This window comes from Acinetobacter sp. V115_6 (assembly GCF_031799025.1).
GTDB lineage: Bacteria > Pseudomonadota > Gammaproteobacteria > Pseudomonadales > Moraxellaceae > Acinetobacter > Acinetobacter pittii.
This window is the reverse complement of the sequence record NZ_JAVQNO010000016.1, coordinates 236,360-259,076: the sequence shown is the minus strand read 5'-3', so window position 1 is coordinate 259,076 and position 22,717 is coordinate 236,360. Positions and strand designations below refer to the sequence as shown.

General features: G+C 39.2%; 22 protein-coding genes and 1 pseudogene. 11 read left to right on the top strand and 12 right to left on the bottom strand.

What is annotated here, in order from left to right:
* Nucleotides 1-7: 7 nt before the first annotated feature.
* From RMA94_RS04435 to rsfS, 3 genes are all read left to right on the top strand, one after another.
* A complete protein-coding gene (locus tag RMA94_RS04435) occupies nucleotides 8-877 on the top strand; it encodes an NAD(P)-dependent oxidoreductase (RefSeq protein ID WP_311081985.1) in 870 nt (289 codons plus the stop codon).
* A gap of 13 nt (nucleotides 878-890) precedes the next feature.
* The gene (locus RMA94_RS04430; protein WP_202733099.1) at nucleotides 891-1,685 is read left to right on the top strand and encodes a hydroxypyruvate isomerase family protein; all 795 of its coding nucleotides are present in this window, start codon (nucleotides 891-893) and stop codon (nucleotides 1,683-1,685) included.
* A gap of 81 nt (nucleotides 1,686-1,766) precedes the next feature.
* The gene (rsfS, locus tag RMA94_RS04425; RefSeq protein WP_001047580.1) at nucleotides 1,767-2,168 is read left to right on the top strand and encodes a ribosome silencing factor; all 402 of its coding nucleotides are present in this window, start codon (nucleotides 1,767-1,769) and stop codon (nucleotides 2,166-2,168) included.
* Between the two features lie 81 nt (nucleotides 2,169-2,249).
* Here rsfS and RMA94_RS04420 read toward each other — a convergent pair whose 3' ends face one another.
* Nucleotides 2,250-2,630 (bottom strand): hypothetical protein, encoded by a 381-nt coding sequence (locus RMA94_RS04420; RefSeq protein ID WP_206236598.1) that lies wholly within the window; start codon nucleotides 2,628-2,630, stop codon nucleotides 2,250-2,252.
* A 262-nt stretch (nucleotides 2,631-2,892) separates the two neighbouring features.
* Between RMA94_RS04420 and RMA94_RS04415 the strand changes: the two genes are divergently transcribed.
* On the top strand, nucleotides 2,893-3,714 hold the full coding sequence (locus tag RMA94_RS04415) for an SDR family NAD(P)-dependent oxidoreductase (protein ID WP_311081981.1): 822 nt from the start codon (nucleotides 2,893-2,895) through the stop codon (nucleotides 3,712-3,714).
* A 56-nt stretch (nucleotides 3,715-3,770) separates the two neighbouring features.
* Here RMA94_RS04415 and RMA94_RS04410 read toward each other — a convergent pair whose 3' ends face one another.
* From RMA94_RS04410 to RMA94_RS04400, 3 genes are read right to left on the bottom strand one after another with little or no spacing between them, the layout of a single operon-like run.
* Entirely contained in the window at nucleotides 3,771-5,225 is a 1,455-nt protein-coding gene (locus RMA94_RS04410) for an NAD(P)(+) transhydrogenase (Re/Si-specific) subunit beta (RefSeq protein ID WP_017387605.1), read from the bottom strand.
* A gap of 12 nt (nucleotides 5,226-5,237) precedes the next feature.
* Nucleotides 5,238-5,552 (bottom strand): proton-translocating transhydrogenase family protein, encoded by a 315-nt coding sequence (locus RMA94_RS04405; RefSeq protein WP_000230434.1) that lies wholly within the window; start codon nucleotides 5,550-5,552, stop codon nucleotides 5,238-5,240.
* A gap of 11 nt (nucleotides 5,553-5,563) precedes the next feature.
* The gene (locus tag RMA94_RS04400; protein WP_069036438.1) at nucleotides 5,564-6,691 is read right to left on the bottom strand and encodes a Re/Si-specific NAD(P)(+) transhydrogenase subunit alpha; all 1,128 of its coding nucleotides are present in this window, start codon (nucleotides 6,689-6,691) and stop codon (nucleotides 5,564-5,566) included.
* 238 nt (nucleotides 6,692-6,929) lie between these two features.
* Between RMA94_RS04400 and RMA94_RS04395 the strand changes: the two genes are divergently transcribed.
* The 6 genes and pseudogenes from RMA94_RS04395 to RMA94_RS04370 all read left to right on the top strand — a co-directional run bounded on the left by RMA94_RS04395 (nucleotide 6,930) and on the right by RMA94_RS04370 (nucleotide 12,103).
* Nucleotides 6,930-7,856, top strand: a complete 927-nt coding sequence (locus RMA94_RS04395) for a DMT family transporter (RefSeq protein ID WP_311081977.1) — start codon at nucleotides 6,930-6,932, stop codon at nucleotides 7,854-7,856.
* 68 nt (nucleotides 7,857-7,924) lie between these two features.
* Nucleotides 7,925-8,335 carry a RidA family protein gene (locus tag RMA94_RS04390; RefSeq protein WP_017399913.1) on the top strand — a complete coding sequence of 137 codons (411 nt, stop codon included), beginning with the start codon at nucleotides 7,925-7,927 and terminating at the stop codon, nucleotides 8,333-8,335.
* A 15-nt stretch (nucleotides 8,336-8,350) separates the two neighbouring features.
* Nucleotides 8,351-9,542, top strand: a pseudogene (locus tag RMA94_RS04385) (MFS transporter).
* Between the two features lie 142 nt (nucleotides 9,543-9,684).
* Nucleotides 9,685-10,689 (top strand): tRNA dihydrouridine(20/20a) synthase DusA, encoded by a 1,005-nt coding sequence (gene dusA / locus RMA94_RS04380; RefSeq protein WP_206259013.1) that lies wholly within the window; start codon nucleotides 9,685-9,687, stop codon nucleotides 10,687-10,689.
* A 336-nt stretch (nucleotides 10,690-11,025) separates the two neighbouring features.
* The gene (locus RMA94_RS04375; protein ID WP_199977472.1) at nucleotides 11,026-11,529 is read left to right on the top strand and encodes a hypothetical protein; all 504 of its coding nucleotides are present in this window, start codon (nucleotides 11,026-11,028) and stop codon (nucleotides 11,527-11,529) included.
* 178 nt (nucleotides 11,530-11,707) lie between these two features.
* The gene (locus RMA94_RS04370) at nucleotides 11,708-12,103 is read left to right on the top strand and encodes a hypothetical protein (RefSeq protein WP_078224463.1); all 396 of its coding nucleotides are present in this window, start codon (nucleotides 11,708-11,710) and stop codon (nucleotides 12,101-12,103) included.
* Between the two features lie 10 nt (nucleotides 12,104-12,113).
* Here RMA94_RS04370 and RMA94_RS04365 read toward each other — a convergent pair whose 3' ends face one another.
* A complete protein-coding gene (locus RMA94_RS04365; RefSeq protein ID WP_311081972.1) occupies nucleotides 12,114-13,013 on the bottom strand; it encodes a LysR family transcriptional regulator in 900 nt (299 codons plus the stop codon).
* A gap of 96 nt (nucleotides 13,014-13,109) precedes the next feature.
* Between RMA94_RS04365 and RMA94_RS04360 the strand changes: the two genes are divergently transcribed.
* The gene (locus RMA94_RS04360; protein WP_002117232.1) at nucleotides 13,110-13,232 is read left to right on the top strand and encodes a hypothetical protein; all 123 of its coding nucleotides are present in this window, start codon (nucleotides 13,110-13,112) and stop codon (nucleotides 13,230-13,232) included.
* Nucleotides 13,233-13,296: 64 nt separating this feature from the next.
* Here RMA94_RS04360 and RMA94_RS04355 read toward each other — a convergent pair whose 3' ends face one another.
* From RMA94_RS04355 to RMA94_RS04325, 7 genes are all read right to left on the bottom strand, one after another.
* A complete protein-coding gene (locus RMA94_RS04355; protein ID WP_014208375.1) occupies nucleotides 13,297-14,058 on the bottom strand; it encodes a ThiF family adenylyltransferase in 762 nt (253 codons plus the stop codon).
* Between the two features lie 333 nt (nucleotides 14,059-14,391).
* Entirely contained in the window at nucleotides 14,392-17,148 is a 2,757-nt protein-coding gene (gene acnA / locus RMA94_RS04350) for an aconitate hydratase AcnA (protein WP_311081969.1), read from the bottom strand.
* A 124-nt stretch (nucleotides 17,149-17,272) separates the two neighbouring features.
* Nucleotides 17,273-18,085 (bottom strand): TatD family hydrolase, encoded by an 813-nt coding sequence (locus RMA94_RS04345; RefSeq protein ID WP_311081967.1) that lies wholly within the window; start codon nucleotides 18,083-18,085, stop codon nucleotides 17,273-17,275.
* The gene (locus RMA94_RS04340) at nucleotides 18,085-19,026 is read right to left on the bottom strand and encodes an RsiV family protein (RefSeq protein WP_311082012.1); all 942 of its coding nucleotides are present in this window, start codon (nucleotides 19,024-19,026) and stop codon (nucleotides 18,085-18,087) included. The genes RMA94_RS04345 and RMA94_RS04340 overlap by 1 nt, the downstream gene beginning before the upstream one ends.
* Before the next feature lie 90 nt (nucleotides 19,027-19,116).
* Complete coding sequence (locus tag RMA94_RS04335; RefSeq protein WP_311081965.1) at nucleotides 19,117-19,959, bottom strand: hypothetical protein; 843 nt, start codon at nucleotides 19,957-19,959, stop codon at nucleotides 19,117-19,119.
* A 69-nt stretch (nucleotides 19,960-20,028) separates the two neighbouring features.
* The gene (locus RMA94_RS04330) at nucleotides 20,029-21,621 is read right to left on the bottom strand and encodes a peptide chain release factor 3 (protein ID WP_002117155.1); all 1,593 of its coding nucleotides are present in this window, start codon (nucleotides 21,619-21,621) and stop codon (nucleotides 20,029-20,031) included.
* A gap of 231 nt (nucleotides 21,622-21,852) precedes the next feature.
* Nucleotides 21,853-22,716 carry a hypothetical protein gene (locus RMA94_RS04325; RefSeq protein WP_199977461.1) on the bottom strand — a complete coding sequence of 288 codons (864 nt, stop codon included), beginning with the start codon at nucleotides 22,714-22,716 and terminating at the stop codon, nucleotides 21,853-21,855.
* Nucleotide 22,717: the final 1 nt, after the last annotated feature.

Genomic DNA, 22,717 nt, shown 5'->3' with positions numbered 1-22,717 from the left:
TTAGATTATGAATTTTGATCGCAACACCCCTATTGCTTTTTTAGGTATAGGGCTTATGGGGAGCCGCATGGCAACCCGCCTTATTCAAGCTGGCTTTCAAGTTGCGGTTTGGAATCGAACCCCTTCTGCATGTGAAGAACTGATTGATATCGGCGCACAGCCTCTAGATCTTATAAATATTGGCGAATATCCTGTTATTTTAATCTGTCTAGCAGATGACAAAGCCGTAGAGGCAGTATTTGAACAAATTCAGCCGAACTTAAAAGCTAAACAGGTAATTGTTGATTTCTCGAGCTTATCTGTTGCTGCAACAAAAACGCTTGCTCAAACTTCTGCCACACATGACGTTATTTGGATTGATTCACCTGTATCAGGTGGAACAGCTGGAGCAGAACAAGGCACGCTTGTTATTTTTGCAGGTGGTGATGCTCAAACCATTACAGAATTAACGCCTGTTTATAATGTTTTATCTCAACGTGTAACACGGATGGGAGATACAGGAACTGGCCAAGCCACCAAAATCTGCAATCAACTCATTGTTGCAGCCAACAGTGCGCTTATTGCAGAAGCTGTTGCTCTTGCAGATCGAGCAGGTGTAGATACGACTTTGCTCGCTCCAGCTTTAGCGGGTGGATTTGCAGATTCAAAACCTTTTCAAATTCTCACCCCACGTATGGCAACTCATACCTTTGAACCTGTTCAGTGGAAAGTTCAAACATTATCAAAGGATCTTAACAACGCAGTAACATTGGCTAACAATGTTAATTTAGATATCCCAGTTGCACAAAAAGCTCTATTACAGCTACAAACTCACCAAAAAAATGGCTTTGCCGAGAAAGATTTAGCTACTATGATTCAATTAATAGAGCAAAAATAAACGGAGTTTGAGTATGGGTCGTCTTGCAGTCAATTTATCCATGATTTTTACCGAAGTTCCTTTAATTGAACGCTTTGCTCTGGCCCATGCTCAGGGCTTTGAATATGTCGAAATTCAATTTCCTTATGAATTGTCTATTGCAGATATTCAAACTCAACTCGAACGCTACAACCTCAGCCTTTGTTTAATTAATGTGCCTGCCGGTGATCTTATGCAAGGTGGAAACGGTTTAGCAGGCATTCCTGGCCAAGAAACAGCTTTCCATGAGGCATTAGAATTGGCTATTAGTTATGCTACGGCTTTAAAAGTTCCTCGTGTTAATATTTTAGCGGGCAAACAACCACTAGATGCAGACTTGCTTCCTTGTTTAAAAACACTAGCAGCCAATTTAAAACTTGCCTGCAACTTACTCAGTGAACATGGTATAGAACCCGTTTTCGAAATGATTAATGGCACGGATATGCCACGCTTTTTGGTGCAGAACATTGCGCAGGGCCAAGAAATGCTAGAAGCAGTCAATCACCCTGCCCTCAAAATGCAATATGACTGCTATCACATGGCCATGATGGGTGAAGATGTACTTGAGGGTTTACAAGAGAATATTAACTTAATTGGACATATTCAATTTGCAGACTGTCCGGGCCGCCATGAGCCTGATACAGCTCAAATTCCTTATGAACAAATTTTTTCCTGGTTAAAGCAAAGTTCATATCAGAACTATATTGCAGCGGAATATAAACCTGAAAATGGTTCAAATCAGTCGTTTACATGGAAGAAAAAATACTTTTCTGATGATGTAAATATATAAACTGTTACGACTTCTGTTTGAAATTTAGTGCGAAAACCACTATATTAGATAGTGAGTAATTGTCAGGAAAATATACCCTATATGAATTTAGAACCATCGCCCAGCGTGTCTAATTCTCACGATTTCGCAATGAACACCTCAAATAAAGACGTACAAGCTTGTCTCAAAGTCGTCCACGACGCTTTAGTTGATGTAAAAGCAAAAGATATTCTCCAGTTAGATGTTAGCTCAATTAGCAATGTCGCTGATGCTATTGTAATTGCAAGTGGTACTTCTACTCGCCATGTCAAAGCACTTGCTGACAATGTTGCAGAAGAAGCTCGAAAAGCCGGTTTCCGCCCGATTGGCGTTGAAGGTGAACGAGATGCAGAATGGATCTTAATTGATCTCGGCTTTGTTGTAGTACACGTAATGCTACCAACAGCTCGTAAATTCTATGATTTAGAAAGCTTATGGCGTACCGCTCCAGAGTCGGTTGCTTAAAATTTTGCTTTTAAAAAAAGCGGCTCTTTTGAGCCGCTTTTTTAGTTGTTAAAGGTGATATTTTTCATTACCACCTACAGTTTATTGTGTACTAACTTTTCTTTCTTCTCGAATAACTTTAAGCATTTCCTCAGTCATATTTATCTTCATTTTCTTTACAATATCACTTTGTAGCTCAGAAATTAGTTTGAGTTGCTCCTCACTTATATTTTTATAATCATCACCCGCCAATTTTTTTATATCAGTTACCCCCATCCATTCCTTTTCCTCTTGTCTACATTTATAGAAAGCATCTTCAACAATATCATTTTCATCTTTATTCATTTTTATTTGAGGCCCAACTTGCCCCATCAAACAATTTGCATATTTTTCACTTACCTCCTCAAGAGGCTCTGCCAAAGTTACCGATGAAAAGGAAAAACTGATAAATGAGATTAAAAAGAATATTATTTTTTTAACCACTTAAATTCCTTAAATAATTACTATATATCAATCAAATATTATCATTCTTAGCATCCAGTTAAAGTAAAAAATAGCCAATATAACCCCCATCACATTAAATAAAAATAAATACCTCCATTTTTGATTATAGAGATTAAGTGAAAGTCCAAAAGCTGTCAGTCATCACCCATTCTTAAATTTGACATGACAAATTGTCAAATTTGCAGCACTATACAAATTCTTGAAGTCCCCACCAATAAATAGCATAACCGGAGTACAGAAAGTGAAGATATTAATTACTGGTGCCAATACAGGCATAGGTTTCGCCACAGCAGAACAACTCGTTAAACAAGGGCAACATGTGATCCTGGCATGTCGAAATCCTCAAAAAGCGCAAGAGGCACAAAACAAACTACGCTCACTTAACCAAGGACAAGTCGATGTCGTTTCTCTCGACTTAAATAGCCTTGAATTAACTAGAAAAGCTGCCGATGAAATTGCAGATAAATATAGCAATCTTGACGTACTCATTAATAACGCAGGTTTATTTGCCAAAACCAAACAGTTGACCAGTGAAGGCTTTGAGCAACAATTTGGGGTTAATTATTTAGGCCATTTTTTATTAACTCAAAAACTACTCCCAGTTTTACAACAATCTCCTAAAGCGCGCATTATCCATCTTGCATCTATTGCCCACTGGGTGGGTTCAATTAAACCCAACAAGTTTCGTGCAGAAGGTTTTTACAATCCCCTGTTCTATTATGGTCAATCAAAGCTTGCAAATTTATTATTTAGTAATGCATTAGCAGAACAGCTAGCTGGAAGTTCAATTACCAATAATGCATTACATCCCGGCGGTGTTGCTTCTGATATTTATCGAGACCTACCAAAACCTGTCTATGCGGCGATGAAATTAGGACTAGTACCAACTTCAGTTCCAGCAAACCTCATTACAGAAATGGCAACTGGAGATGCATGGCAGAACCGTAATGGTGAATATGTGAGTGCACATATGCCAGACTGGAAATCATCACATGCTAAAAATCAGCAACTGGCACGTGACTTATATCAACAATCTATGGATCTTGTAGAAAAATTTCTTTAAAAAATCAGCCCAAATAAAAAAACCACCCGAAGGTGGTTTTTTTATTTCAAAGCAAATTAGTGGCCTGTACCGTTAATTGCTTTTGTCATATCTTCAACAACTTTCTTAGCATCACCAAAGATCATCATTGTTTTTTCGTTATAGAACAAATCGTTGTCTAGACCAGCATAACCAGTTGCCATAGAACGCTTAATCACCATGATTGTACGCGCTTTATGAGCCTCAAGAATCGGCATACCATAAATCGGTGAGCTTGGGTCATCTTTTGCAGCTGGGTTTACAACGTCGTTTGCACCAATTACAAGTACTACATCAGTTGCAGGGAAGTCTGAGTTGATCTCATCCATTTCCAAAATGTCTTCATATGCTACGTCTGCTTCAGCAAGTAGTACGTTCATATGACCAGGCATACGACCCGCAACCGGATGGATTGCAAAGCGAACGCGAACACCCTGTTCTTTCAAAAGTTCACACAACTCTTTTACCGCATTTTGAGCACGACCTTGCGCCATACCATAACCCGGTACAATCACAACGCTGTCCGCATTTGACATTAAGAAGCCAGCATCATCAGCAGAACCTGAACGGTAGTTACGTTGAACTTGTTCACCTTTATCTGCAGATGCAACTGCTGCACCACCCATTGCTCCACCAAACAATACATTGATGATCGAACGGTTCATTGCTTTACACATGATGTACGACAGAATCGCACCAGATGAACCTACAAGAGAACCCGCAACGATCAACATGTTGTTTTCAAGTGTAAAACCAATACCTGCCGCAGCCCAACCAGAGAATGAGTTAAGAAGCGATACCACTACAGGCATATCACCACCACCGACTGGTGCAATCCACACCCAGCCAAATGCAAGTGCAAGTGCTGTCATTGCCCAGAAAGCAGTCATGTTGCCAGTTGTAAAGAAGTAGAAACCACAAGCCAACATCGCAACAAAGATAAGTGCTTGAACAGGTTTAACCCATGCACCAGAAATTGTTTTAGCCCATTTTTTCGCAGCCAATTTACCGTACGCAAACACAGATGCGGTAAAGGTAATCGCACCAACGAAACAACCAACAAACAATTCAAATAAGTGAACCTTACTCATGTGTGCATGCTGCACGCCAGCTGCGGTTAAAGCCGCCTCATTTTGAGCAAATAGTTCAGTAAGTTGGTTATTATGTAAAATTGCAGCAATCGCAATTAAAACAGCAGCCAAACCCACTAATGAGTGCATAAGCGCAACAGTTTCCGGCATTTGAGTCATTGGCACTGTACGTGCACGCGCGATACCCACGATTGCACCTAACACCATTGCCCCAACGATCATCCAAATAACTGGGTTATTCGCAACAAAGAAGGTAGTTACAACTGCAATCGCCATCGCGATCATACCGTAACGGTTACCTTGAATTGCTGTTTTAGGGCCAGATAAGCCACGAAGCGTCAAGATAAAGAGGATTGCGCCAACAAGGTACAACCAGTTTGCATTTGCTTGAATAAATTCCATGTCAAAGCCCTCTTATTTCTTTTGCTTAGGCTTGAACATTTCCAGCATGCGTGCAGTTACTGCAAAGCCACCGAAAATATTAATGCTTGCCAAAAATACTGCAATCGCACCGAGTACGCTCACCACATTCACACTTTGAAATGCAACGTTAGCATCTACACCTAAAACTGGCAGACCTACAGTTTGCAACATCGCACCTACCACAATAATAGATGACAACGCATTGGTTACCGCCATAAGTGGTGTATGCAAAGCTGGCGTAACACCCCAAACCACGTAATAACCTACGAAGATGGCAAGGACGAAAATTGTAATAGTTTCAACCATGAGAAATCTCCTTAACCACGCTTAAGCAGTACTTGACCGCCATGAGTGACCAATAGGGCTTTTTGAATTTCGTCTTCCTGATTAATCGCAAAGTTTTTCTCTTTGTCGAATAAGGTCTCTACAAAATTAAAAACGTTACGCGCATACAATGCAGAAGCTTCTGTTGCTACAGTTGCCGGAATATTTGGAACACCCAGAATTTTCACGCCATTTTCTGTAAACACAGTCTCACCAACTTTAGAGCCTTCAACGTTACCACCAGTTTCAACAGCCATATCTAAAATGACAGAGCCCGGTTTCATCTTGGCAACAGTTTCAGCTTTAATTAAACGCGGTGCATCACGACCTGGTAACAATGCAGTAGTAATCACGATGTCAGCATTAGAAACAGCTTTATCTACAATCGCAGCTTGGTCTTTGATGTATTGCTCACCCGGCATCCATCCATAACCATTTTTAGCGGCATCTGCTGCACGTTGTTGCTCTTCTTCAGACATTGGGACGTCTAACCACTTACCACCTAAAGACTCAACTTGATCTTTAGCTGTAGGACGTAAGTCTGTCGCTTCAACAATTGCACCTAAACGTTTTGCAGTTGCAATCGCTTGAAGACCAGCAACCCCAACACCCATGATCACAACACGCGCAGGCTTTACAGTACCCGCAGCAGTCATAAGCATTGGGAACATGCGTTGATATTCAGCAGCAGCAAGTAAAACTGACTTATAACCAGCTAAGTTTGCTTGAGAAGACAACACATCCATGTTTTGTGCACGAGAAAGCGTACGAGGAAGCAGTTCTAAAGCAAAAGCAGATACTTGTTGATTCGCAAACTGATCTAGCTCGGTATTACGATAAGGATCAAACATTGCTACAACAGCGGTATTTGCTGCAAGTTTCTGAATTTCCCCGCTCTGTGGTGCGCGAACTTTCAAAATAATTTGACTACCCGTATAGGCATCATCCGTAATGGTTGCACCGACCTGTTCATAAGCACTGTCAATGTACGCAGCCTTTACACCAGCACCACGTTCAATCACAACGCTATGACCAGCGCTAATCAACTTCTTTACTGTCTCTGGCGTAGCAGCTACACGATTTTCACCGACGACAGTTTCGGTTGGGATTCCGATCTGCATGAGCGTTCCTCAAGCTAATTTCTCATTGTCAAAAACATTGCGAGCTGCAATGTTTCCCCCATGTGTATTCTTTGTACAGAATTTGGATTCTAATTGAACTTTTTTAAAATACCACCCACTATTTATTTAATAAATACCCATATTTTGAACTGATGATTCACGATATTTGTTTAGAGGTGTAATATGGGAAGGTTTTTCTTTTTTTACAGACAATAGTCTCTCTTATACAGTCCTGTATATGAAAATTTCTTTATCTTCGTTTCAAATCGGGTCTTTTTTTGCTCTTTGCTCTGCGTTTCTATTCAGTACAAAAGCAATCTTTATTAAACAGACTTATGCCCTTTCTCCATTAGTAGACGGTACGGTCCTGATGGCTTTACGTATGTTAAGCGCTTTACCGTTCTTTCTATTAATTTGCTGGTTTAACAGGCATCATAATCAGGGCATAAAAAAGAAGGATTGGCTAATTTTAATTTTTGCCGGTCTATTAGGCTACTATTTTGCAAGTTGGCTCGATTTCATGGGCCTTATGTTTATTAGTGCCTCTTTAGAACGAATTATTCTATTTTTATATCCCACGCTTACAGTCATTGTATCAAGCTTACTCTACAAACAAAAATTAGATGTAAAAAGTTTATTTGCCATTTTTCTTAGTTATGGTGGAACGGTACTGGTTATGCTTCAGGAGCACAACAACGCACCAATTCAGGGCAACTTCTGGATAGGGACAAGTTTCGTATTTGCAAGTGCCGTAGCTTTCGCCGGCTATTTGTTGCTTACGCCACCTCTCATTAAGAAATTTGGCTCTTGGAATTTCACAGGGTTAGCCTTAACTGTAGCTTGTATCGGCACATTAACTCATTACGTATTAAGCACACCTCAACCTATTCAACTTCTATTACAACTCCCCTCTAGTGTAATTTGGTATGGCATTGGCTTAGGCTTTTTAGTTACCGTGTTACCCACCGTTATGCTCATGCAAAGCATTGAACGATTAGGTGCCTCTCAATCTGCAATGATTGCTTCAATTGGACCAGTTTTAACAATTTTGTTTGCCGTTGCTTTTTTAAATGAACACCTAAATATATGGCAATGGGTTGGCTGCCTTCTTAATATTGTCGGCGTCATGATGATTACGCTTAGAAAGAAAAGACTAAAACATTAAATTCTCTTGACCTCAACTTAAGTTGAGGTTGGATACTCATCTAAATTTTAATGAACGGTTGAGTTCCAATGAGTCAAGAAACTTTTAAAATCATAAATCCATCAACTTTATATAACCCAACGCCAAACGCTTATAGTCATGTTGCTGTAGTGGAAAGCTTTAAGAATATTATTCATGTAGCAGGTCAAGGAGGCGAAAATTCCCAAGGTGAATTAAGCCCAAGTTTTGAAGAACAAGCGAACCAAGTTTTTGATAATATTCAACATGCTTTAAAAGCAGCCAATGCAGAGCTTAGCAATATTGCTGTATTGAGAGTTTTAGTTGTTGACCACTCGGTCGAAAAACATCAAATTTTGATTAAAATTATGCAAAATTTATGGAAAAATCATCCTTTTCCTGCCTGTACACTTATTCCTGTGCCGCGCCTTGCGCTAGAACACATGCTTATTGAAGTTGAAGCAACGGCATACACCCAATAAAACTGAGAGAACGTCATGTCTACCCCTGAAGATATCAGTCAAAATAAACCTTTGCTTTGGTTGATGGCAGCAGCATGCGGTTTATGTGCAGGTGTGAATTATTATTGTCAGCCTCTAATTCACTCTATTCAGCAAGAGTTTGCTGTAACTCAAGCACAAGCCGCTTTAACAGTGACATTTGCTCAGGTGTCTTATGCCCTCGGTTTACTCTTTATTGTCCCATTGGGTGATATTGTCAATAAAGCCAAAGCTATTCCGTTTTTGATGGTGCTTTGCGCAGTTGGTCTATTTACATCTGCTTTTGCGGTGAACTTACCCATGTTGTGGATTGGTACAATTTTAGCGGGATTGTTTTCTGTTGCTGCCCAAGTCCTGATCCCACTTGCCACAATGACCGTAAAACCCGAAAAAACTGGCGAGATCATTGGTTTTTTAATGAGTGGCTTATTGGTCGGGATTTTACTCTCTACCAGTCTAGCTGGCTTATTTTCCAACCTTTTCCACTGGAAAGTAGTGTATGTCGTCAGCGGCGTATTAATGCTTCTATTGGCATTTACCTTAAAAAGCCGCCTACCTTATGTCTTACGTATGAAAATGAACTATGGACAAATATTTGTTTCCATGGCTCAACTCTTAAAAGAGGAAAAGCGACTATTATTAAGAGCGCTTACAGGCGCTTTCGCCTTTGCCGCAGTAAGTATTTTATATTCTACCATCGCCTTACTTTTGACTTCGGCACACCATTTGCCCGATCTATTTATCGGACTGGTCCCACTAGTCGGTATCTTTGGGGCATTATCAACACGCTATATTGGTAAATATGCCGACCAAGGCTACACACGATTACTCACTTGGATGGGTTGTGGGCTATTTTTGGTAAGCTGGCTTTGTTTCTATTTCGGACAAACCCTCCTTTCTACTTATGTTATTGGCTTTGCTTTAATTCAATTAGCACTCGCGCTCGTCCATACCAGCAACCAGAGCATTATTTTCCGTTTACGTCCAGATGCTAAATCTCGTATTAATGCCATCTATATGACGACTTATTTTATTGGAGGAGCTGGTGGCTCTGCCTTAGGGATTTTTGCTTGGAATCATGGCGGGTGGACTATGACATGTGTTGCAGGTGTAGCTCTTGTTCTGCTTTGTATTTTATTTAGTGTCATTGATGCTTTCTTACAAAAAAAAGCAGCTCGCTCACTCATAAAGTAAATTGTTATAAATCATCTTACTATATTCAACATAAGGGTGGTTATAAATTACCCGGTTAAATGCCACTGTCGATTCAAGGCTAAACCCCGTATAATGCTGCCCTTCCATTAATTTAGCGACTTTTGGGTCTATTGGCTATGCAATCACTTCAATCGTTACAACCTCGTATTTCTGTCGCACCTATGATGGACTGGACTACAAAGGACTACCGATTCTTTGCACGCTTGTTTAACCCAAACGTTGTGCTCTATACAGAAATGGTGACTACAGGTGCGATTCTATTTGGCGATGCAAAACGTCATTTAGACTATAACGCTCAAGAACACCCAATCGTATTACAACTTGGCGGTTCAAACCCACAAGAGCTTGCCACTTGCACAAAAATGGCTGAAGACTGGGGCTACGATGAAGTCAACCTGAATGTAGGCTGCCCAAGTGACCGTGTACAGAACAATAAAATCGGTGCATGTTTAATGGCAGAACCAGACTTGGTTGCTGAGTGCATTCACAGCATGCAAAAGGCAGTGAATATTCCGGTAACAGTAAAGCACCGTATCGGTATCGATGACATGCAGTCTTACGAAGAAATGCTACATTTCGTAGATACTGTCGCTGCAACAGGTTGTACGTATTTCGTTGTGCATGCCCGTATTGCTATTTTGAAAGGTTTGTCTCCAAAAGAAAATCGAGAAGTTCCTCCTTTACGCTACGAAGATGTATACCGCTTAAAACAAGAACGTCCACACCTAACCATTGAAATTAACGGCGGAATTAAAACTTTTGCCGAAACTCAAGCTCATTTACAACATGTTGATGGTGTCATGATTGGCCGTGAAGCCTATCACAATCCTTATCTACTCGCCGAATTGGGACAGCTTTGGAATTTAGAAGCGCCAGATCGTTTCGATATTATGGAACAAATGCTACCTTATATTGAGCAACGCATGGCTGAAGGTGCTCCTCTTTCAATCATTACACGTCATATTTTAGGTTTATTCCAAAACTTACCGGGTGCTCGTAAATGGCGTCAGGCGCTAAGTGGCGGAAACGCAAAAACTTTAGCTGATGTTGAAAATGCAATTCAGAACATGCGAGCAGCTATGATTCGCACTGAAGAGTATGTAAAAGAGCAGCAGGTTTAAGTTGACAACGACTTCTTAAATTGTAAGAAAATGTGGCATTTTAAATCAGAGACTTAGATTTCGAGTATATTCGCAAATGTTGGAAAAAAATATTCAAATTTAAGCTCTGATTAGTTATTTATTTATAATGATATCAATAATTTAAATTTCACAATTTTTGACCACCTATTTTGATAAGTATATTTTCGCTCCAAGGCAGACACCTCTGGAAAAAAGATACGTTATTACATAACATAAACAAAACTTTTAAGATACGCCTATTAGTATCTCTGAACGCCACAGGTAGGTGGTGATTTTTTTTAATATGGATATGGGTAGCACGGTAGAGATTTCACGATGATTATTTATGACGGACAAGTAGCTGATAATTACATGTATCAGGATTCAAATCAGGCAGCCATTGTTGTATCGCACAGCGCACCCAGCCTACCTTATCCTTTCACCATGAAACCCAATAATCATCAAACTTCAACCAACCCACCGATCGATGTAGAAAAGTTTGTAGAAAAATTAGAAAGCGTTACTTCTAGACGCAGTAAAGCTAGATGCGCACGTAGTATCCGTCTTGCACTCGAATCTGCTGGTGCTAATGTTGAAAACCACCCAATCGCAGCTTCAGATTGGGGCGATACCCTCAAAAAGATTGGCTATAAACAAATTGATCCAGCCTTCGACGAACCTCAAGAAGGTGACATTTACATCATTCACAGAACCCGCAACCACGTTTATGGTCACATTGCAGGGTACACTGGAAGTGAATGGGTCTCTGACTTTAAACAAAATAGCTATGACGTCTATAAAGATGACAGCGTAACTTATACCTATTATCGACTAGGGTAATCTACCTAAGAACTAGATGTTCAATTGCTTTAATTGTTTCAAACAACTGATCAAACGAGTGTTTTAAACCCAGCTTGGCTTCTTTTTTGCTTTATTTTCATATTGTAATTATCAAAAATAATGATGGAACTTTATGAAAAGAATACTGCTGAGCTTCTACTTACTGACATCGTTTAGCATGACTTATGCCGCCTCTGATACAAACATTATAGAGGTTTTTAAAAAAGTACCCGAAAAGCGGATTTACCAACCTCAATATTTATTAAAAGGGACGACTCCTCAAGCTCGAATCCATGTGATACGAAAACAATATTTAAATGGAATATTAGACTGTCCTTCTGTGATTTATCACGACAAGAAGAAAATTCTATCTTTGCACTCATTTGAAGAAGCAATATTTTATCTAGAGCCGGATCGTTACTATATTCGCTATGCGGTTAACAATAGTGGTTGTATCAATTTGGAATTCTACCAGCATAAACGTCCCAAAATGGACATTCTATCTCAGGAACGTCAGTTAGAAGGTGATACGGAATATACATTTTCTATTAGTGAACATATTAGGCCACAATAATTATTTCAGCTCACACTTCCAGCAGATGGTAGATCTGCTCAACATAAGGTTGAATCAGATCACTCTGGTTAGTTCTGTAAGCTAAAACCACTTCAGATAAAAGATTCCTATTTTCTAGAGGAATCAACTTTACATTTTGGGGTAATATTTGCTCAAACTCTTGGGGAACAATGCTAATACCCAAGTTTGCAGCAACTAACTGTAATTGGTTTAGCTTACGTGATTGGATCGTCGCTGCTTTAGGCCAGAAGCCAGCCCCTATACACAAGTTTGAGACTAAATAACTCAAACCTCCCCGCTTAGGATGTGGAGTCGAAACAAAATATTCATCTTTTAAATCTTTTATCTGGATACTTTGTGTTTCTTTAAATTTAGGGTGATCAATATAAACAGCTGCAAATAATGGCTGCTCATATAGTTTCAAGGGCGTTATTTCTTCAAGGCTATGCAGAACTGGTGGTCTAATCAAACCAATATCAATTTCCCCATTCAGTAAAGCCAAAATCTGATGCTCAGATGACAAGGTATTTATCTCAAAATTGATTTGTTGCGTTAAGCTAATTTCTTTTAATATCTGGATCTTTTTATCATCCATAATAATACTGCTCGAATGAGCAATTTTAATCTGACGATTTTTTCCTTCTGCAATATTCTTAGAAACTCCAATGATCTCATTTAAATAATGCATATTATCTTTAATTTTTTTATAGAAGACCTCTCCTGCCGCCGTGAGTTTTACTTTCTTATCAGTACGATCAAATAACTGAAAATCAATTTCTTCCTCTAATAGCTTCATTTGCCGACTTAAAGCAGACTGAGCAATGAATAATTTCTCTGAAGCAGCAGTGAAACTCCCTTCTTCAACAATTTTTATAAAATATTGAAATTGTTTTAATGTGAGCATAACCATCTCAAAATTAGATTATTAGGTCTATTTTCTATATTAGATTAGATAGATAGCCTTCGCTAGAATTTTATCAAGACCATTCAATTGATTGAATTATTCATGAAGTATTTAAAAGGGTTTGTCATTTTCACCGTTGTTGTTCTAATTTTATGGTGTTTTAAATTTTATGATCAGCAGTTACCCACACAACCCCAGCAAGACAACATAGAGCTGTATGATTAAATAGTTTCTCTCAAAAATAAAAAGGCATGCACTCACATAAGCACATGCCTTTTCAATATTTAAATTAGGCTTTCTTTAAATCAAGCTTTTTCAAAACTTCAGCCACAGCAATCATAGCAAAGCTTGAAGTCACCACTACAGCTGACCCATAGCCACCACAACGTAAGCCCGCTGATGGGCAAACATCTGCACTTGAAAATGGATTATCGATTGAGTAAATACAGGTAATACCAAATTTCTCTTTTGGCTTTTTACAAATGCCTCGAGCACGAAGTTGACTCCGTAGCTTCGCTAACATTGGGTCTTGTTCTGTTTTTGATAGATCGGCCACGCGGATTTTAAGTGGATCGAGCTTACCACCTGCTCCACCCGATACAATTAAAGGAATTTTATTAAAACGACAATGAAGCATTAAAGCCAGTTTTGCTTTAACATCATCAATACAGTCCAAAACAATGTCTGGTACAGGGTTTAAAAGCTCTGTGACATTTTCAGGCGTTAAGAAGTCATCAATAATATTAACTTTAATACGTGGGTTAATTTGGCGACAACGTTCCGCCATAATCTCAACTTTTTCACAACCCAGAGTTGATGTCATTGCAGGTAACTGACGATTCACATTTGATGCTGCAACCACATCCATATCTACTAGTGTAATCTCACCAATACCTGTACGCGCTAAAGCTTCTACCGCCCAACTACCGACCCCACCAATACCAATCACCATCACATGACTTTTTTCATAGTGCTGGAACGATGAATCACCATAAACTTTGGCTACACCTGCAAAACGGCGGTCATATTCATCTTGTTGGAGATCGGTCATTGCTACTCTTTGAGGGGATATAAAACACGGGAGTTATTTTACTGCTTTTCAGAAGAAAGTGTATTTTAGATCAAAGAAAACTTGAGACTGTAATATTTAAACTCACGACAAGTCTTATGATTATTAATCAAATTATACGGCTTAAGATTTAAACTATTGTTTACTAGTGTGACAGGCGCATGGATGCCGCTCAGTTGGGCTGCGGTATAAGGACATACCGTCAGCCCGACAAAGGATTTTTGTTACTTTTTATCCTTAAAAAGTAAGGATATGGCTATATACCCAACATTAACTCATTCATATTCATTACAAGGCTGTGCAAGCTTAGCCAATTTATGAAGCAATCAAATTCCGAAGTACATAATGCAAAATACCACCGGCCTTAAAGTACTCAACCTCATTTAACGTATCAATTCGACATAACACATTAAAATGACTCGCTACTCCATTTGGCCCTTTTACATCAACTTCAAGAATTTGATGAGGCTCTATGCCATCCGACAAACCTCGAATTGATATCACCTCATGACCAGTTAAGTTAAGAGATTGTCGAGTTTGCCCATCAATAAACTGCAATGGCAACACGCCCATACCTACCAAGTTTGAACGGTGAATACGCTCAAAACTTTCAGCAATCACAGCCTTCACGCCTAATAAGTTCGTTCCTTTGGCAGCCCAGTCACGTGAAGAACCTGTTCCGTATTCTTTCCCAGCAATAATAATGAGTGGTGTATGCTCTTGTTGGTAAAGCATTGCTGCATCATAAATAGCGAGCCTTTCACCACTTGGCACATGAATAGTATTACCACCCTCTTCACCACCTAGCATCTCGTTTTTAATACGAATATTGGCAAAAGTACCTCGCATCATGACTTCGTGATTACCGCGTCGAGAACCATAAGAGTTAAAGTCTTTTGGTTCAACACCTTGCTCTTGCAAATATCGGCCAGCCGGACTGTCTTTTTTGATATTACCTGCCGGTGAAATATGATCAGTTGTTACCGAGTCACCAAGTACTGCCAAGATACGTGCCTGTTCAATATTCTTAATTGGTTTTGGAGGTTCGCCAATGCCCTCAAAGAACGGCGGGTGGCGGATATAAGTCGAATCATCAGCCCATTCATAGGTTTTACTTTTTGGAATCTGAATCGCTTGCCAGCTTTCATCACCATCAAAGACCGCAGCATATTCTTTATGGAACATGTCTGTATTTACTTTCTGTAAGACAGTATCAATTTCAGCCTGACTTGGCCAGATATCTTTTAAGTAAACAGGTTGTCCATCTTTACCCTGCCCAATAGGTTGCGTAGTTAGATCAGTACGAATATTACCAACAAGACCATAAGCGACTACCAAAGGTGGCGAAGCAAGCCAGTTTGTCTTAACTAATGGGTGTACGCGTCCTTCAAAATTACGATTACCAGAAAGTACAGATGCAACATTTAAATCATGGCATTGGATTGCTTCTTCAACTGGTTCGGGTAGTGGACCTGAGTTACCAATACAGGTTGTACAACCATATCCCACCAAGTTATAGCCCAACTCATCTAAATACGGTGTAAGCCCAGCAGCTAGCAAATAATCCGTCACCACCTTCGATCCTGGTGCAAGTGAGCTTTTCACCCATGGTTTACGCTGCAAGCCTTTTTCAATCGCTTTTTTTGCAAGCAAACCTGCGGCTAGCATTACACTTGGGTTAGAAGTATTGGTACAAGAGGTAATCGCTGAAATAACAACATCACCATGAGTTAATGGATACTCTTTTCCTTCAATCACACATGACGGACTTTCATGCTGGATATTTGCTTTTTTTGCCTCTACGGCTGTGCCACCACCGCCTTCATTTTCTAAACGCTCTTTAGCTTCTTTAGCCGGTTTTAGCGTTAACTCCATTAAAGCATTAAAGGTTTTCGGCACATCAGATAAAAGAACTTTATCCTGTGGACGTTTTGGACCAGCTAGGCTTGCCTGAACTGTGCCCATATCTAAACTTAAAGTATCTGTAAAAACAGGTTCATCACCAGGGTTACGCCATAAGCCTTGTGCTTTGCTATACGCTTCAACCAGTTCAATACGATCACTTTGACGACCAGTTAATTTCAAATAACCCAAAGTCACTTCATCAATCGGGAAGAAACCACAAGTCGCACCATATTCTGGTGCCATGTTGGCAATAGTTGCACGATCAGCCAGTGGTAAATCGGCTAAACCATCTCCATAGAACTCTACAAATTTCCCCACAACTCCTTTTTGACGGAGCATTTGAGTAATAGTCAACACTAAATCAGTTGCAGTAATTCCTTCTGGTAGTTTTCCTGTTAATTTAAAACCAATGACTTCAGGAATCAGCATCGAAATCGGTTGACCTAACATAGCCGCTTCGGCCTCAATTCCCCCTACACCCCAACCCAATACACCTAAACCATTAATCATGGTGGTATGTGAGTCTGTACCGACTAAAGTATCTGGAAAAGCAAAGGTTTGTCCGTTGTCCTCACCTAACCACACCGCTTGAGCCAAATATTCTAAATTAACCTGATGACAAATTCCCGTCCCCGGTGGCACTACACTAAAGTTATTAAATGCAGATTGTCCCCAACGTAAAAATTGATATCGCTCACCATTACGCTGCATCTCAATTTGTACGTTTTCTTCAAAAGCCTGATCATCGGCAAAATAATCGACCATGACAGAGTGGTCAATCACCAAATCAACAGGAGATAATGGGTTAATTTTTTCAGGGTCGCCACCCGCTTGCGCCATCGCTGCTCGCATTGCAGCTAAATCAACCACTGCAGGCACACCCGTAAAATCTTGCATTAGAACCCGTGCAGGTCGATATTGAATTTCTTGATCGGAACTACGGTTTTTTAGCCACTCAGCTAAAGCATGAATGTGTTCCGTTTTAACACTATGTTGATCTTCAAACCGTAATAAGTTTTCCAACAGTACTTTTAATGATTTCGGCAGTCTGGCAATGTCACCTAGCTTTTTCTCGGCTTGGGTTAAGCTAAAAATCTGATAATTGCTGGAACCTACTGTTAGCGTCTGTAAAGCATTAAAACTATTGATATTGCTATACTTAGCCATTGGGTTATCCTCCCATGTCTGGCAATGTTATTTTTCACGTTTTTACATGTTGTTTTCTTACTTTAAGCTTCTTTTCTAATCGCTGTGTTTTGTTTTAGTTACTATTTCTAATCTTTGATTTTTATTACGATAATTTCAAAGCAGATTGAGAGTTTTTCCACAGCAACTCAGCTAAATCTGGCTCTGACATATTTAAATTTTCGGCCAAACTTTGTAGAACGTAAGGCAAATTAACAGGGGTATTACGAGTACGCTGTTCAGTTGAGGTTTGACAACAAAGCGGCGTCATATCTGGGCAATCTGTTTCAATTACCAAGTGCTCGGCACCTATAGCATTTACCACAGTATGAAGCTTTTTCGCATTTGGGTTGGTAATTTGCCCCGTTACACCAATTTTAAAACCAAGCTTAATAAGACCCTTTGCCTCTTCTACCCCACCACTAAATGCATGAGCAATGCCTCCCAATTTAAATTTTTGAGATTTTAATATAGCAAGCACATCACCATGCGCTTTTCGAATGTGGAGCAGCACTGGTTTTTGGTATTGGGTTGCCAGCTCTAACTGATCAGCAAAATATTGTTTTTGCTTTGCATATACAACTGGCTGCTTATGTTCTTTTAAAAAAGTATCTAAGCCAATTTCACCCACTGCCACACAATTTTCTTGCTGCAAGATGTGTTCAAGATGAGTCAAATGTTCTGATTGATGCTGCTCAATATAAAACGGGTGTAAACCTGGTGCTAAGTATGAAGTAGGCACATTTTCCCAACTTTTTAACTGATGATGAATTTGCACCAACTCATTAAAGCGTGACTGCATAAACCCAATTAACACTAAAGCGTCAACACCCACCTTTTTAGCGTCGACTGCTAACTGTTGCCGGTCTTCATCAAAATCGGCAACATCAAAATGGGTATGAGTATCAAACAAATGCATTAGCCAGCACTTTTTGCAACTGGTGCCGAAGCTGGTTTAGCTTTAGGCTGTGGCAAATATTCCTCTTTCAACACATCTTGCAATTGATCATAAGGAATGACTAATCGAGGGAGTCCAACCACATATGGTCCAATTTCATACTCACCGTATTGAAGGATTAAACCTTGCTCACCCAGCAAGAAGTTATTAGATAATTTAAATGGCCATGCTTGTTCATAGTCAGCAACATTATCAGCCAATTTAGAGTCCGTTACCCATGTCTTAAAGGCTTCATGAGCTAACTTCTCTAAACTTGCTTTTTGCTGAGGGCGTAATAAATCTTCAAGCTTAATTTGCTTTTGCTCTTTTAAATCAAAATTATAATAATGCTGTGCAGCAGAGCCATGAGCCCCTCCTAAATAGCTACTACTATTAAGCACTACAGTTACAACTTTACCTTGAGCCTGCAAAATCTTAGGTTTAACTAAAAGATTAATCTGATGATTACTACTTAAAGCTTTTAACTCATTATCTAGATCAATAAATGAATTTGCATAGCGTTGCACCTGTGTATCAAAGCTATTTTTTTGCTCTGCACCCGCTGCCGCTGAAGCTTCTGCTTTTTGTTCCGCTTGCGTATTCTTAGCATCAGGTTCAGCAATTTCTAAAATTTGATTTAATGTATTTAAGATTTGTTGATCTATAATTTTGTCAATAAAAGGAAAATTACTCTGTAAGCGCTCTACCGTAAATTCTGGACAAGTTTTACCATCACAATCAGGTAAAACCACCTTATTAGGAATTGTTTCACCCTTCAAAGTCAACTCTACTGGCTTTTGTTCCTCGACTGCTGGTTTCTGCTGCTCTTGAGAATCCTTAGGATCAGCTTTAGGTTGGCATGCTGCCAAAAATATAGCAGAAGCAAGCAAAGTTAATCGCAGTGAAGCTTTAGAAGATAACATCATATTTTGCCTTTTATTCTAAGGAGATTACGCTGTGCCTTTCTAAGAAATTAGCGCATATAAATAGAGGTTGCAAATTCTGCTACCATCTTAAAACATTTGTTCATAAACCTCGGGTTGTAATATTTTTTTGGTCTGTTCTTTAGATAAATAAATATCGAGCTGTGGAGCTTCTTTAGTAATCTGGTTTGCCTGATAATGTAAGCCAACGCCTTCACCATCAAAGAACCAATCTGCCTGCCCCCAATATAAAGTTTTTGGTGCTTCTTTTTTTATGTCAGCAGTCTGCTTTTTTAACCAATCTTGATATGCGACCTGCACCATTTGATGCACAGCTGTTTGCTGATCCTTTTTTAAAACCTCTAACAAAGTTAAGCTCTTATGCAGTTTTCGGTCGGCCACAAAAAAGTAATAACGATCTTTGATCGTAAGCTCCTCTTGCTTGGTATCAAGTCCTAATTGCAATAAAACATATTGGTTACGCTGCGATGCAATACGTGTATGCAGATGCAATTCGTAAGCCCGATTCTTTGAATATTTATCTTGCCATTCATCAGACTTTTTAACATAAGCATTAATGGCTTGCTGCAAACTTAAGTCTTTTTTCAAATCAATTTGATCTTGAATTACCTTAGCCTGACTTTTCGCGATCCATTCATTTAGCCATGCATCTTGGGTCTTTATCGTTTGAATATCGACATCAATACAATTTTTCTTCTCACAAAATGGTAAAGCATAATCAGCTTTTACTTGCTGCAAGTTTAGAAATGGTAGTACTTCAGCTTTCTCTATATTTTGATTTTGGGTAGAAGCTGATTTTATTTGAGAAGATGATGAAGGTTGAGAGCTTTTCCAGACAAAAAGGCAAATAGCCAAAAGTAATATGATTACCGCAACTAAAAGTGCAATAACTGTCTTTCTATTCAAATTCATTTCATCATCCTTTCTTATTTTTCAAAACAAAACAGCTTCTGTTCGAAGCTGTCTGTCAAATCTTAAAGATTAGTGTTCACGTGTGTTACGGAACTGAATATCAGGCCAACGCTCTTGCATAATCTGCAAGTTCACACGACTTGGCGCAAGATAAGTTAAGTGACCACCACCATCGATAGAAAGCTGATCATGCGCTTTTTTCTTAAACTCATTAAGAATCTTGTCATCATCACAATGAATCCAACGCACAGTATTTACACTTACAGGCTCGTAAACACAGTCAACTTTATATTCTTCTTTCAGACGGTAAGCAACCACATCAAACTGAAGTACACCCACAGCACCCACGATCAAATCATTGCTAATTTGTGGCATAAATACCTGAGTTGCGCCTTCTTCAGACAACTCTTTCAAACCTTTTTGCAACTGCTTTGACTTTAATGGATCTTTCAAACGTACACGGCGGAACATTTCTGGAGCAAAGTGAGGAATACCTGTGAAGTGCAAGTTTTCACCGCTAGTGAAAGTATCACCAATTTGAATTGTGCCATGGTTATGTAAACCAATAATATCACCTGGCCACGCTTCTTCTAAGTGCTCACGCTCACCCGCAAGGAATGTCAATGCATCACTAATACGAACATCTTTACCAATACGTACATGATTCATTTTCAAACCTTTCTCGTATTTACCTGAGCAAATACGCATAAAGGCAATACGGTCACGGTGTTTCGGATCCATATTTGCTTGAATTTTAAATACGAAACCAGAAAAGCCTTCTTCTTTTGCATCAACAACACGCTCTTGTGTTGGATGAGCTTTAGGTTCTGGTGCCCAATTCATAAATGCATCTAATACATGGTCAACACCAAAGTTACCTAATGCTGTACCAAATAGAACTGGAGTTTGTTTACCTTGTAAAAATAATTCGCGGTCTAAAGGTTCGTTCGCCATTTGTACGAGCTCAAGTGACTCTTCAAAAGATGCCCAGGCCAACTCACCTACTTTTTCACGGATATCTGCGTGGTCATAACCTTCACGTACTTCAATATCTGTAATCGTTGAGCCAAAGCCTGCTTTGTAGACATACAACTTATTCTCAAGAATGTTGTATACACCCGCAAAATCACGTCCCATCCCTAATGGCCATGTAATAGGTACACAACGAATATTGAGGACATTCTCAATTTCATCCAGCAACTCAAGTGGTTCACGAATCTCGCGGTCCATCTTGTTTACAAATGAAATGATAGGAGTGTCACGCATACGACAAACTTCCATCAATTTGATGGTACGTTCTTCGACACCTTTTGCACCGTCAATCACCATAAGTGCCGAGTCAACAGCGGTTAGAGTACGATAAGTATCTTCAGAGAAGTCTTCATGCCCTGGTGTATCGAGCAAGTTAATAGTATGACCTTTATATGGGAACTGCATAACCGAAGTGGTAATGGAAATCCCACGCTCTTTTTCCATTTCCATCCAGTCAGATGTAGCTGCGCGGTCAGATTTACGGCTTTTTACCATCCCTGCAACTTGAATTGCTTTACCCCATAACAGTAATTTCTCTGTCATGGTCGTTTTACCGGCATCGGGGTGGGAAATGATGGCAAATGTGCGGCGTTGAGCAACCTGTGCCGCTAACTCATCTTTAAAACTCATGAAATACACCTACTGCGGAGATTGCAGTGCCAAAGACCTAAAGTCGATCAAAATAAAAATTGGCGTAATTGTAGCAGATTTATAGAAGTGTTTAATGGTTGTTGATAAGCCATGAGCCACTCACAAGCTTTTTAAATACTTTTTTTAAAATAGGGCTTAGCGTCTTAGAAATTTTATAATAAAAAAGCCCATCTGATCGTAGATGAGCTTTTTTAAGAATTAGTAGAATAGTTATGCCAGTTTTTTTTCTTCAATAAATTGGACATCCGCAATTTGTGCATCCCAGAATTCATTCCATAAAGCACAATAATCAATACATAACTTGGTTAAGCTTTCATAATCATCTTTTGTAATTGCTTGCGCTAACGCGAACCAAAGGTCATCTTCATGATCATCGTCAGCAGCCTCTGAAGCTTCATCAGTAGATACCCCATGAACATGGTAATAACCCCCACCTTCAACATCAATATTCACAAATTTGGTTGCTTGTCGTAATGGAGGACTAAAAAGAATGACTTCTTCTTCTGCAACAGCTAATAATGCCACAACATTAATATAGCTATCATAAGAAGACTCTAAAAATGACCTAACCTGATCAGCAAATTTTGATGGTCTATAATTACGGCGATCATCTTCTGTTAAGCCATAATCATTAAGTAAATCTTCATATAAAGGATAATGAGCATATTCAGGATTCCCCAAATAGTAATTATCTTTATCTAGCCCAGGACGAAAACCAAACTCATCAAGTATATTTAAACTTAATAATACCCTTGGAAACATTTTAGCTCCAGAATGGAGTTTAGGTTCCAACTGCTTTGTCAAAAACTGAGCCTTTAATAAAGCATCAGTAAAAATTTGCACTATCGCATGACGATATTCCAAATGAATACGTATTAAACTTTGCTTATCAAGATATCCACTGTTTAACAATTCGATAGCAGGATGCTGACAAACTGGTAATTCTGCAATTGTTTTTCTTAACTGTTGAAGAAATTGTAAATTTTCATCCCATTGTTTTGCAGGAATACTATTTCTCATCCCCTGCAATGCTTTTTCTCTTGGATTATTAAAGTCTTCAAATTTTTTTAACATA